This window comes from Acinetobacter sp. YH12096 (assembly GCF_013419215.1).
GTDB classification, from domain to species: Bacteria; Pseudomonadota; Gammaproteobacteria; order Pseudomonadales; family Moraxellaceae; genus Acinetobacter; species Acinetobacter amyesii.
On record NZ_VPAM01000020.1, the window covers coordinates 1 to 12471 of the forward strand.

At 38.3% G+C, this 12471-nt stretch carries 12 protein-coding genes; 10 read left to right on the forward strand and 2 right to left on the reverse strand.

The genetic code is table 11. The features are described 5' to 3' along the window. Positions 1–286 precede the first annotated feature (286 nt). From FTU36_RS09695 to purD, 8 genes are all read left to right on the forward strand, one after another. Positions 287–637: a hypothetical protein gene (locus FTU36_RS09695; protein WP_180117630.1), complete on the forward strand. Its 351-nt coding sequence runs from the start codon at positions 287–289 to the stop codon at positions 635–637. A gap of 148 nt (positions 638–785) precedes the next feature. Beyond that, positions 786–1664 carry a bile acid:sodium symporter family protein gene (locus tag FTU36_RS09700; RefSeq protein ID WP_180117632.1) on the forward strand — a complete coding sequence of 293 codons (879 nt, stop codon included), beginning with the start codon at positions 786–788 and terminating at the stop codon, positions 1662–1664. Positions 1665–1739: 75 nt separating this feature from the next. After that, a complete protein-coding gene (locus FTU36_RS09705) occupies positions 1740–2627 on the forward strand; it encodes a bile acid:sodium symporter family protein (RefSeq protein WP_180117634.1) in 888 nt (295 codons plus the stop codon). Between the two features lie 126 nt (positions 2628–2753). Next, positions 2754–3656, forward strand: a complete 903-nt coding sequence (gene prmA / locus FTU36_RS09710; RefSeq protein WP_180021694.1) for a 50S ribosomal protein L11 methyltransferase — start codon at positions 2754–2756, stop codon at positions 3654–3656. 18 nt (positions 3657–3674) lie between these two features. Continuing rightward, entirely contained in the window at positions 3675–4559 is an 885-nt protein-coding gene (locus FTU36_RS09715; RefSeq protein ID WP_180054446.1) for a DUF3426 domain-containing protein, read from the forward strand. A gap of 392 nt (positions 4560–4951) precedes the next feature. Beyond that, on the forward strand, positions 4952–5221 hold the full coding sequence (gene fis / locus FTU36_RS09720; RefSeq protein ID WP_001086304.1) for a DNA-binding transcriptional regulator Fis: 270 nt from the start codon (positions 4952–4954) through the stop codon (positions 5219–5221). Between the two features lie 95 nt (positions 5222–5316). Continuing rightward, positions 5317–6891, forward strand: coding sequence for a bifunctional phosphoribosylaminoimidazolecarboxamide formyltransferase/IMP cyclohydrolase (gene purH, locus FTU36_RS09725; RefSeq protein WP_180117636.1), 1575 nt, complete (start codon positions 5317–5319; stop codon positions 6889–6891). 132 nt (positions 6892–7023) lie between these two features. Then, the gene (gene purD / locus FTU36_RS09730; RefSeq protein ID WP_120365368.1) at positions 7024–8307 is read left to right on the forward strand and encodes a phosphoribosylamine--glycine ligase; all 1284 of its coding nucleotides are present in this window, start codon (positions 7024–7026) and stop codon (positions 8305–8307) included. A gap of 107 nt (positions 8308–8414) precedes the next feature. On the opposite strand, the gene FTU36_RS09735 is transcribed toward purD, so the two are convergent. After that, complete coding sequence (locus FTU36_RS09735) at positions 8415–9581, reverse strand: hypothetical protein (RefSeq protein ID WP_180010138.1); 1167 nt, start codon at positions 9579–9581, stop codon at positions 8415–8417. 171 nt (positions 9582–9752) lie between these two features. Between FTU36_RS09735 and FTU36_RS09740 the strand changes: the two genes are divergently transcribed. Continuing rightward, positions 9753–10310, forward strand: a complete 558-nt coding sequence (locus FTU36_RS09740) for a GNAT family N-acetyltransferase (RefSeq protein WP_180117638.1) — start codon at positions 9753–9755, stop codon at positions 10308–10310. Between the two features lie 246 nt (positions 10311–10556). Here the strand turns inward: FTU36_RS09740 and FTU36_RS09745 are convergent, their stop codons facing one another. Beyond that, complete coding sequence (locus FTU36_RS09745; protein ID WP_180117640.1) at positions 10557–10877, reverse strand: pyrimidine/purine nucleoside phosphorylase; 321 nt, start codon at positions 10875–10877, stop codon at positions 10557–10559. Positions 10878–11533: 656 nt separating this feature from the next. On the opposite strand from FTU36_RS09745, the gene FTU36_RS09750 reads away from it, so the two are divergent. Then, positions 11534–12406: a MetQ/NlpA family ABC transporter substrate-binding protein gene (locus FTU36_RS09750; protein ID WP_180007758.1), complete on the forward strand. Its 873-nt coding sequence runs from the start codon at positions 11534–11536 to the stop codon at positions 12404–12406. The last annotated feature ends 65 nt before the right edge of the window (positions 12407–12471 follow it).

Sequence of the window (12471 nt, forward strand, 5' to 3'; positions counted from 1 at the left end):
AGCAAGTAACTTGGACCAGTGTTGATCATTTAGCATTGTTCGAGGCATAGCGAGTGTAAAATTGGGTTTGGCGATTTAATTTTACTATCTCGCTATTTTTTTAATCAACAAATGTCAACAGACCCTACTGTTTTATGCCTATATATTTCTTTATGAACATACATACTTTGCATATTCCATATAAAAATATACATTTCTCAAGCAAATGTTACTCGAAGATTGTTGTTTTATTCTGATGATTTTTTATTCTGTTATAGATCCCATGAGAATCATAAGGACTATAAGCATGAATAAGAATATTTTGCTATCCACGGTTTTATGCGGTTTATGTTTATCACCACTTGCTGCCTCAGCCAATGATAAAGTTGAGAAAGTGTATGATGCACAGCGATATCAACAAGTCTGTAAAGGTAAAAGCCAAGGCGCTCAAGTATCATTTGCCTATCGCGGTATTATCTGGAATGGTACCTGCGAACCACAATTTTTTAGCTCTTCCAAAAATGCAAATCTGCATGGCGAAGAAGCAGAATTATTAAGCACATGTAGTGCAGATGCAAAAGCCACTACTGCAACGATTAATGGACAAGAAATTAAAGGAAAATGTGTTTTAGGGTTCACTCCCCCTCGTCCTAAATAAACAGTTGTCAATGAAAATATCGACCAATTAACAGATCAAAAATAAAGCGGGTAAAACATCAGTTTTTACTCGCTTTTATTTATTGCTTATTTATTAAACTGAGATAAACTCAAAAAATACTATAAGGATAAAAATATCAGGAAATTCCATGGATTCGGGATTATTTGCATTTTTTCTGCCCATTGCTTTAGCTATTATGATGATGGGTTTGGGGCTCGAACTTTCAGTCAAAGACTTTTTACGCGTTGGACGCTATCCAAAAGTTATTTTCATCGCTTTATTTACTCAACTTATTCTACTGACCAGTATTGCGTTTTTCCTGTGTAAATTACTGGAGTTACCCCCTTTGCTCTCGGTCGGGCTCATGTTGCTTGCGGCTTCACCCGGCGGCCCCACCGCAAACCTTTTTAGCTACCTATATAAAGGTGATGTTGCATTAAACATTAGCTTAACGGCCATTAACTCAGTTGTATCGTGCTTTACGCTGCCTTTTATTGTCAACCTATCCATTTTGCATTTTGTTGGTGAAAGTACCAGCATTGGTATGCCTATAGATAAGATCACCCATGTATTTCTGATTATTTTAATACCGGTATGTTTCGGTATGTTTATTCGCAACTCCTTACCGACTATCGCATATCACATCAACAAGCCGATGAGAATGTTATCTATTTTCTTATTAATTCTCATCTTTACACTCGCAGTTTTGCGTGAACAATCCAACATTATTACGTATTTTGCCAGCGTCGGCATTGCAACCTGTTTGCTCTGTTTCAGTGGATTATTTTTGGGCTACTTAATTCCATTCCTCGCGGGTGTCCCGGAAAAGCAGGCACGTGCGTGTACCTTTGAGATTGGCATTCATAACACCAGTATCGCCCTAACCATCGCACTGAGTGTGCTTGAAAACACCACAGTGGCGATACCTGCCGGTGTTTATTCTATTTTTATGTATTTATTGGCGACCTTATTTGGTTTTATTTTGACGCGCCGTGGCAGCCACCTGATTCAACAAGTGAAAACCTAAACTATTTTTTCTAACGCAATCACCATAAGGACTTTGGTGAAAAACCATTAAATATGCTCAAGGAGAATAAATACGATGGATTCTGGAATTATTACGGTTCTTTTGCCATTAGCACTGGCCTTTATTATGATCGGGCTTGGGCTAGAACTTACCCCCAAAGATTTCGCACGTGTCACCAAGCACCCTAAAGCCGTGTTGATCGCATTATTTTGCCAGCTCGTGTTGCTTGTCGGTATCGCCTTTCTACTATGTAAACTGCTAGCATTACCACCACTGCTTGCTGTCGGCTTGATGCTACTTGCAGCCTCACCTGGTGGTAGTACAGCGAACTTATTTAGCTATCTATTTAAAGGTGACTTGGCTTTAAATATTACCCTGACCGCCATCAACTCAGTCATTGCAGCATTAACCCTTCCATTGATCGTGAATTTTTCGATCATGCACTTCATGCAAGAAGGGCAACAAATCAGTCTGCAGTTTGGAAAAATCCTCCAAGTTTTCAGCATCATTATCATCCCCGTCTGTATAGGCATGCTGCTTCGTCACTATGCACCTAAACTGACTGAGAAACTGCATAAACCACTCCGCATCTTTGCTGTGGTCTTTCTCATCTTAATTATTATCGGTGCTATTTACTCTGAACGACATAATATTGCGGCTTATCTAACCCAAGTTGGCTTAGCTACGGTTCTATTCTGCATCTTTAGCTTATGTATCGGTTATTTTGTTCCAAGACTGTTCGGCATCAATAGTGCTCAGGCACGTGCTTGTGCATTTGAAATCGGTATTCATAACAGTACGTTAGCCATGACCATCGCCTTAACGGTGATGGCTAGCTCTGCTGTAGCAATGCCTGCGGCGGTATATTCAATCTTTATGTACATCTTTGCCGCTGTATTTGGCTTCCTAATTACACGCTTTGCACCGATCTCGACAACTACAACAGAAACAATTAAAAGTTAAGGCGCTAAAAACTTAAAAGGATGCCAAGTGCATCCTTTTATTTTTTGTCAATTTTGATAATCGCTAGCTGCAAGTTGCCGAGTTCCGTTACAATAGCTTTTTATAAAACTCATTTAGGTTATGTCCGTGAAGTGGTTACAAATTCATATTACTGTTGAAAAAGCTCAAGTTGATTACACTGAAACGCTGCTCAGTTCTTTAGGTGCAGTCAGTGTCACGCTAGATGATGCAGAAAATCAGGATTTACTTGAACCACTTCCAGGTGAAACACCACTTTGGAATAAAGTGATCGTTACTGGTATCTATGCACAAGAAGATGATGAAGAAATTGATGTTGCTGCATTAGAAACATTTATTAAAGCTCAACTTCCTGATGCTCCAATGCGTAGCGAATTCATCGAAGACCAAGAATGGGAACGCACATGGATGGATGCTTACGAGCCTATTCAAATTGGTGAAAAATACTGGATCGTACCAGAATGGATGGAAGCGCCAGAAGCAGACGCCGTAAACATCAAACTAGACCCAGGTCTGGCATTTGGTACTGGTAACCATGCATCAACATTCTTATGTCTACAATGGTTAGGTAAAGTTGATCTTAAGGATAAGATCGTAATCGACTACGGTTGTGGTTCTGGTATTTTAGGTGTTGCCGCTTTACTTTTGGGTGCAAAAAAAGTTTATGCCACTGATATTGACCCACAAGCCGTTTTAGCAACACAACAAAATGCCGAATTAAATGGTGTACTGGAAAATCTGTATGTAGGCCTACCTGAAGAGTTCAACCAAGAACTCGCTGGACAAAAAGCCGATGTGTTTGTTGCTAATATTCTTGCAGGCCCTCTAATGGCCTTGGCTGCAGAATTCTCAACTTTAATTAAATCTGAGGGCGAGTTCGCACTTGCAGGTGTAATTGAAGAGCAAGTTTCTGATGTTTCTAGTGTTTATTCTGAATTTTTTGATATATTAGACGTAGAAAAACGTGACGAAACATGGTGCCGAATTTCGGGTAAACGCCAACAGTATTAAAATTTAAAATGTGTACTTATGAGCGACAAATTAACTAACTGCCCAACTTGTTTTACAACATATAAAGTAACTGTTCCGCAGCTTACTGTCGCTCAGGGCATGGTTTGTTGCCCAAAGTGCTCTACATCTTTTAATGCACTGTCTCATTTGGTGGTAGATAAAGCGTTGTCTTTTTCTACCCCTGAGCAAGAAAATGCACCGCAAAAAAACTCCAATACTATTATTAATGTCAGCGAATTTAATAATACGCTTACACCAGTGACTGTTGAAGAAACACCAACCCACCATTTATTAAAACTATTTGATCAAAAAGTCGAAAACTCTAATATCGATCTAAAAACTTATTTAAATAACTTAAATTATTTCAGCACCGAACCAATCGGCAACCTGCCTGCTGTAAATTGGGCAGAACAGGCTGAAAAAGATAAAAAACGTACCCCACTGAACTATTTTATGTGGTTCTGTATTAATGCCTTCTTATTTGGTGCACTGATATTCCAGTTTTTCTGGTTCAATCCTCAATATTTAAAAAACAGCCCAGTAATGGGTGCTGCATTCACAGCAGTGTGTGATGTATTCAATTGTTCACGTCTCGAAGAACACTACAGTTTAATTAGTACCAAAAAAGTCAAAATTCGTAGCATTGGAAATAATGAAACACGTTTTACTGGTGAAATGATCAATTTTCATGACCGTAGCCTTGCCTTACCCAATATGAAAATTTCACTAAAAGAAAATGGTGCTGAAATAGCAAACTATACGCTTTTACCTGAAGAGTATTTGGACAAAAGTCTGCATGGCATCCAACGGATCCCAAAAAGTAGTCCTTTTAAATTCCAATTTAGCCTACCAATTGCACGCAAAAGCTTCGATAATTATTCAATTGAGTTGATTCGCCCCTAATATTGGAAAAAACTATTAAAAAAGTAAAAAAAACATAAAAAAAATGCAGTTTTCTTGCTCACTTTTTCCTAGACAATGGTATGATACGCGCCACGAAAGCTTTGTGCTGCAAACTCCTCGCTAATTTTTCACAACAAATACAATCCCAACCGTGCGCTTTAATATTTATTGCGTATTGAGTAGATTTTTTGTTTGTTTTTTAGGCTGTAACAATTATTAATCTATTGTTACGCTTATTTTTCGAACAATTTTGCGAGTTGTGTCAAGCTACAAGTAATGTACAAGTTTTAGAACTCCGCATTAGGAACTAAAACGGAGTTCATTCAAGTTTATAGACCACTTTTAACAAATCACTTTACCCAAGTGATATTTGATTTTTCGGATTAATTCGCATGAATAGCAAATCTCCTATTTTTACTGCACAATCTGATGTCGCTCTTCGTATTCACGTAGATCGCGCAGTTCGCCATTACTTTGCACAATTGCAAGGCGAGCAACCATCTCAGGTATACGATATGGTGCTGGCGGAAATGGAGAAGCCTCTTCTATCTGTAGTTCTTGAATATACACGTGGTAATCAAACCCGCGCTGCTGAGATTCTCGGCTTAAACCGTGGTACTTTACGTAAAAAGTTGAAAGCTCACGGTTTAATGAGTGAATAAATGATAAAATGCTTGCGGCTTCCGCAGGCATTTTTTTTAACCTGCATTTTGCTAATTTTGTTTTAATCTGTTCCTTGAAAACTGTGACGAAGATCATGACTATTAAACGCGCTTTAATCTCTGTGTCTGACAAGACTGGAATTGTTGAATTTGCACAAGAACTTGCTGCTCTAGGGGTAGAAATTTTATCTACTGGCGGAACATACAAATTGTTGAAAGACAATAATGTTGCCGTAGTTGAAGTTTCAGAGCACACAGGTTTCCCAGAGATGATGGACGGCCGTGTAAAAACGCTACATCCGAAAATTCATGGTGGTATCTTAGCTCGTCGCGGTCTAGACGAAGCTGTGATGGCTGAACACAACATCGATGCAATCGATTTAGTTGTTGTTAACCTTTATCCGTTTGCTGCAACTGTTGCAAAACCGAACTGCTCACTTGCTGATGCGATTGAAAATATCGACATCGGTGGTCCGACTATGGTTCGTGCTGCTGCGAAAAACCATGCATCTGTAGGTATCGTAGTAAATGCATCTGACTATGCAACTGTTGTTGAAGAGTTAAAAGCTGAAAGCGCATTATCACATGCAACTCGTTTTGACCTTGCGGTTAAAGCATTTGAACATACTGCACAGTATGACGGCATGATTGCATCTTACTTAGGCGCTCGCGTAGGTAAGGAAGAAGGTCAAGCAGATAAATTTGCGCGTACTTTCAATACTCAATTGAACAAAGTTCAAGACTTACGTTACGGTGAAAACCCGCATCAATCTGCTGCTTTCTATGTAGAAGACACAGCAACTGAAGCATCTGTTTCTACTGCGAAACAACTTCAAGGTAAAGAATTATCTTATAACAACATCGCAGACACTGACGCAGCACTTGAATGTGTAAAATCATTTGCTAAGCCTGCATGTGTCATCGTAAAACACGCAAACCCATGTGGCGTAGCAGTATCTTTAGACGGCATCCAAGCGGCTTATGACCTTGCTTATGCAACTGACCCTGAATCTGCATTCGGCGGCATCATTGCATTTAACCGCGAATTAGATGTTGCAACTGCGCAAGCCATTGTTGACCGTCAATTTGTTGAAGTGATCATTGCTCCAAGCGTTGCTGAAGGCGTGCTTGAAGTGACTGGCGCGAAGAAAAACGTACGTGTACTGGTATGCGGCGAGCTTCCTGCAATTACTGAACGTAAAGCTCAGTTAGATTACAAACGTGTGAATGGCGGTTTGTTGGTTCAAGACCAAGACTTAGGCATGATCACGAAAGATGACCTTAAAGTTGTGACTAAACGTGCGCCAACTGAAGCAGAAATTGATGACTTGATCTTTGCTTGGAAAGTTGCGAAATACGTTAAGTCTAACGCTATTGTTTATGCAAAAGGTCGTCAAACCATTGGTGTTGGCGCAGGTCAAATGAGCCGCGTTAACTCTGCTCGTATTGCTGCAATTAAAGCTGAACATGCTGGTTTAGTGGTTGAAGGTGCGGTAATGGCATCTGACGCATTCTTCCCATTCCGTGATGGCATTGATAACGCTGCAAAAGCGGGCATCAAATGCATTATCCAACCGGGTGGTTCTATGCGTGATGACGAAACAATTGCTGCAGCTGATGAAGCTGGTATTGCAATGGTCTTCACTGGCATGCGTCATTTCCGTCACTAAGTTGGCAACTTGATCATGACAATTAAGCACATTTTTTTGCTTAATACACTAGATTTCTAATCTTGCATAAAGTCCTCTCCTGCTTTCAGGTTGAGGACTTTATGTCATTTTCGATTCATGGAGTATGAACCGATGAATATTTTAGTTTTGGGTAATGGCGGTCGTGAACATGCATTGGCATGGAAAATCGCACAAGATGACAAAGTCGCAAAAGTATTTGTAGCACCGGGTAATGCGGGTTCTGCAACTGAAAATAAATGCGAAAATGTTGCGCTTAACATTTTAGACAATGCAGCGATTATCGACTTTGCAAAAAACAATGCAGTTGATTTAATCGTGGTTGGTCCTGAAGCACCGCTTGTAAATGGCGTTGTGGATGCTTGCCGTGAAGCAGGTGTAAAAATTTGGGGTCCAACTCAATTTGCTGCACAGCTTGAAGGCTCTAAAGCATTTGCAAAGCACTTCTTAAAACGCCACAACATTCCAACTGCTTTCTATGATGTATTTACAGAAGTAGATGCGGCTAAAGCATTTGTTGAAAAAAATGGTGCGCCAATTGTAATCAAGGCTGATGGTCTTGCTGCAGGTAAAGGCGTAATCGTTGCAATGACCAATCAAGAAGCATTTGATGCGATTGATGACATGCTTGCAGGCAACAAATTTGGTGATGCTGGCTCACGTGTAGTAATCGAAGAATTTCTTGCAGGTGAAGAAGCGTCTTTCATTTGTATGATTGATGGCGACAACATTTTGCCAATGGCAACGTCTCAAGATCACAAGCGTATCTTTGAAGGCGACCAAGGCCCAAACACTGGCGGTATGGGTGCTTACTCTCCTGCTCCTGTTGTGACTGCTGACGTATTTGAAAAAACCATGAATGAAGTGATGCGTCCTACCGTTGAAGGTATGAAAAAAGACGGTCATGTTTATACAGGTTTCTTATACGCAGGTTTAATGATTGATGAGCAAGGTCAACCTAAAGTGATCGAGTTCAACTGTCGTTTTGGCGACCCTGAAACTCAACCCATTATGATGCGTTTAAAATCATCTTTAGTTGACCTAGTTGAAGCAGGTATTGCGGGTAACTTACCTGCAGAAGCTGAATGGGATGAGCGTAAGACTGTAGGTATCGTACTTGCGTCTAAGGGCTACCCTGAAACTTCTAGCAATGGTGACGTGATTTCTGGCTTAGACACAGAAATGGCTGATGCTAAAGTTTTCCATGCAGGCACTAAAGCACTTGAGAATGGTGATATTGTGACTGCTGGCGGCCGTGTACTGTGCGTGACTGCACTTGGTAATACAATTGGTGAAGCACAAGCTAAAGCTTTAGAGCTTTGCCAAAAAGTGACTTTTGATGGTGTTCAATACCGTAAAGATATTGGCTACCGTGCAATTGCACGTGAAAATGCTTAATCATTCATTTGATTAAAATAAAAACCCCGCTTAGTGCGGGGTTTTTTATAAATAAATAGCTCAAATAACGGCTTTTATCATCTATATCCATGATTAAAAATACACGTTTATAGAGGTTCTTTAAGATAGTTTTTAAGTCTATTTTGTACTAATTTTTCAGTTAAATTATCTTTGTAGCTAAAATAGATAATATCCACTCCATTTGCTTTACTGAGTTGAAGCTTTTCCTTATCCCTTTGCTTTGTTCTTTTTAAACCTTCTTCTCCACCAAATAAGTTGACAGCAAGATAGTGTTGTTGCCCTTGGTACTCAATCGCTAAATTTAGCTCAGGGATATAAACATCAAACCTTTGTCTATTCAACCAACTTGGTGATGCTTCTCTTTGAACCGTGTATTGAGGAAATAGCAGATTGATATAGTTAAATAATAAGGTTTCATTAACCCACCTTTCACCTATACGTGCAACACCTTTTAACTCTCTAATATGGTTTTCCGCATCCCTTTCACTGATACCTTCCTGAAATGCGTATTTAGCAATGTAAGCGCCATATTTAGCTTTAAAAGCCGAGCCATACATTTTGTGGCAATAGATTAAATCTGAATTGGTATTGGTGCAGATATGGCAAATCGAAACTTTAACAGATTTATGTTCTAACGCATTTTTAAGGTGAGTGTGGCGTACAGCCAACCCAATCTGATTTTGGGCAAGAGCATCCTTAAAACATGAGCAAAAGAAACTTTCTCCTGTCATTTTGTTATAGAAAGTCTGCCGCCACTCATAAAAGCCTAATTTTGATGGTAATAAACTTTTTGGTGGTGTCATTCGTGAATAAAGCTTAGTTAATAATGCTTGTGGAAATTCAACGGAAAGAAGCTGTATTGATGTTTTGTTTTTGGTTTTCATTTTTGTATTTTTAATATTGTACTTCCTAGTTATTCCTCCTCCATAAAGGAAATCACACAATATAATAAATGAAGGTAGTTTAACTTCCGTAACATCCAGATCTATGTCCTTATCACTGATTAGCTCAAATTGAAGATAAGGGATTATCATTTTCCCTTTGTCTATATACTCTTTCAGTGATAAGTGATCATCATAGTATCCAAATGTGTAATTCTGCTTTATTTCAGTTATTGAGATTGAATCCGGAGTACTAAAAAAGTGAATAAGAGCTTCATATAAATCTTCAAAAACTGTTGTTTTTTCCCGCCCAAGATTTTCTTGGCATAATACGAGAAATTCATCCTCTGAAAATTTGTATTGCAACTCCATATTTACTCCTTATCAACTAAATATATGTAAAAGCCTATTAAGATTAGTTCATCAAATCAAATTACATCTCCCCCAAATACTATTCACTTATATCAATTCCATCATCATGTACACTATAAATTATTTACATTAGTCTCAGTAAGAAAACACCCATACAAATTAATATTTAATATGCATATTTTTATCCAAACCCCTCGCCTGATCCTCCGCCAATGGCAAGATTCCGACACTGCCCCATTTGTCCAACTGTGTGCAGATGATGACGTTATGCGTTATTTTCTAAAAAAACTCGATGCGTCAGAAGCTACAGCATTTATGCAACGCCTACGTGATGCAATCGAAACACGCGGTTGGGGTTTATATGCCGTCGAGCTTAAAGCCACAGGCGAATTTATTGGTTTTATTGGCTTGCATGTACATCCTGCTGAATTTGAAATAGCCGATGCACCCGAAATTGGCTGGCGTTTACTGCCGCAATATTGGCATCAAGGTTATGCCACCGAAGGTGCAAAAGCTGTACTCAAACATGCATTTAGAAACCTAAGATTAGACAAGGTCATATCATTCACAGCGAGTTTAAACACTCCATCTGAACGTGTGATGCAACGCATTGGTATACAAAAAATCCGTGAATTTAATCATCCACGTGTAGCTGCGGATCACCCATTAAACCGTCATGTACTCTATGAAATACAGCGTAGTGACTATTTACACATTCCATTTTGCTAATTGAATATTTATTCACAGCAAAACCAAAGCACATTAACTCTGCCAAACAGTGGTTATAGGTGATGTTAAATACTTTAATTTTAGTTACCGCAGGATTTCGTATAAGAAAACTAAATTATTCATTGAATCATATATAAAAACACGCTAAGTGCGGGGTTTAAGCAATAAAAATATCAATTGCTATGGCTTTGGAAGTAAAAATCATAAGTCACAATGCTAAAGCAACTCCAACCTGTTTAAGCATGCTTAATCAAAATGGCATACATAATCGACAACATCGGTGCATTGAACTTTAAAAATAGAATCTTGAGGAACAATAAAGCTTTCGCCAGACGTATATTGAACAAACTCGCCCTGCTCTCCAATTTGCACAACACACTGCTCCGATGTGATTTCAACACGTTCTTTCACATGCGCCTCAAACGTCATGGGTTGTTCTGATGGCAAAAATACACCGATGGTTTTTTGACTACCATCTTCCATTTTTAAAACATGGCTCACCGATCTACCGCCATAATGAACCGTAGGCTTTTTTACAATTGAGACGAAATCAAACTGATTTAACATAGCGTGCCTCACATAGCAATTTATTATGATCAATTATTAAGCAGTTTATATTAAACAATATAGTGGATTCAATCTTCATCAGATTTAGATCTAAAATTTTGAAAAACCATGAATCAGAGTTGAACTTCAAATATACCAATAAATATTTCAACTCAGCTTAGATTGAAACTCTCCGTTATTTTCACATATGAATGTTACCAATTTTGTGTATGACAGGACTTATTTCATTTTTATCATTTTTTCAGCAATACATTTTAAAATTTGTTATATAGACCTAAACTTATACAAATGACGTACTTAAATAGTTTAATTATAAATAATATATTGTTTTTACTTATTAAATTATTTAATTAAACATATTCCATATACATTTTTGGTGCTAAGCATAACTTTTTAAATCACTATATTGAATAATAAAAAATTGATATGATGCCTAGCGAAATATAGAGATTTGCTTTATTAAATCTTTTGTTTACAGCAGCTTGCAATGGCTATCTTTTCCCATTTGGAAATAGACTCAGATCTAATTGTATAAGTCTGTGTAGCATTTTAAATTATTAAGCATCTATCAGCCTGTCTGATAAAAGACTTAAGTAAATCTCTCCATAATATGATTTGTGAATTTATTAATTTTATAAATTTACTCGGGTGAATATATGAAAAAGCTCCTAGGATTAGTTCTCGGTTTATCTGTGGGCCTTTCAGGCTGTGGTAAACAAGAAGCTCCTGCAACTGACGCCGCACAACAAAAAGACACTGCAGAAGTCCAAACTGTTACCATGGCTTCGACTGGTTCAGATGCTGATATTTGGCGCTATATTGCTACGCTTCCTGAAACCAAAGAAGCTGGCATTAAACTTGAAGTGAAAAACTTTACTGACTATGTGTCTATGAACACTGCTGTAGCGAACAAAGAAATTGATGTTAATGCATTCCAGTCATATGCCTATATGGTTGCGTTTAATGACAATAATAAAGATAAAATCGCACCGCTTTCGACTACTTATTTAGAGCCAATGGGTATCTATTCAAGCAAAGTCAAAAAACTTGAAGAGTTCAAAACAGGTGCAACAATCGCGATTCCAAATGATGGCGCAAACGAATCACGTGCATTGTTACTACTTCAATCTGCTGGCTTAATCAAACTTAAAGCTGATTTTGACGATGTAAAAGGCACACCTGCTGACGTAACTGAAAATGCGAAGAAAATCGTAATCAAACCAATTCAAATGGCGACTGCTGTTCGTGTTAAAGACGAAGTTGATGCGATTGTTTTGGGTAATACCCTTGCGATGGAAGGTGGTTTAAACGTACTGAAAGATGCGGTTTACTATGAGCCAATCGACCAAAGTACAAAAATGAACGTGAACATTCTTGCTGTTGCTGCTGACCGTCAAAATGACCCAGTTCTACAAAAAGTAGGCGCGCTTTATCACACTCCAGCAGTTAAAGCTTACATCGATGAACATTTTGGTGGTACTAAAATTGATGTAAACAAACCAACTAGCTACCTCACTGAAGCAAAATAGTAATATAATTTCTTCAAATAAACAGGCAAAGTTTACTTTGCCTGTTTTTTCATTTCTGAACCTTT

What these genes read in the sequence shown, in the direction of transcription:
- FTU36_RS09695 (WP_180117630.1), top strand. Translation starts at nt 287, where the DNA reads ATGAATAAGAATATTTTGCTATCCACGGTTTTATGCGGTTTATGTTTA.
- FTU36_RS09700 (WP_180117632.1), top strand. Translation starts at nt 786, where the DNA reads ATGGATTCGGGATTATTTGCATTTTTTCTGCCCATTGCTTTAGCTATT.
- FTU36_RS09705 (WP_180117634.1), top strand. Translation starts at nt 1,740, where the DNA reads ATGGATTCTGGAATTATTACGGTTCTTTTGCCATTAGCACTGGCCTTT.
- FTU36_RS09715 (WP_180054446.1), top strand. Translation starts at nt 3,675, where the DNA reads ATGAGCGACAAATTAACTAACTGCCCAACTTGTTTTACAACATATAAA.
- fis (WP_001086304.1), top strand. Translation starts at nt 4,952, where the DNA reads ATGAATAGCAAATCTCCTATTTTTACTGCACAATCTGATGTCGCTCTT.
- purH (WP_180117636.1), top strand. Translation starts at nt 5,317, where the DNA reads ATGACTATTAAACGCGCTTTAATCTCTGTGTCTGACAAGACTGGAATT.
- purD (WP_120365368.1), top strand. Translation starts at nt 7,024, where the DNA reads ATGAATATTTTAGTTTTGGGTAATGGCGGTCGTGAACATGCATTGGCA.
- FTU36_RS09735 (WP_180010138.1), bottom strand. Translation starts at nt 9,581, where the DNA reads ATGGAGTTGCAATACAAATTTTCAGAGGATGAATTTCTCGTATTATGC.
- FTU36_RS09740 (WP_180117638.1), top strand. Translation starts at nt 9,753, where the DNA reads ATGCATATTTTTATCCAAACCCCTCGCCTGATCCTCCGCCAATGGCAA.
- FTU36_RS09745 (WP_180117640.1), bottom strand. Translation starts at nt 10,877, where the DNA reads ATGTTAAATCAGTTTGATTTCGTCTCAATTGTAAAAAAGCCTACGGTT.
- FTU36_RS09750 (WP_180007758.1), top strand. Translation starts at nt 11,534, where the DNA reads ATGAAAAAGCTCCTAGGATTAGTTCTCGGTTTATCTGTGGGCCTTTCA.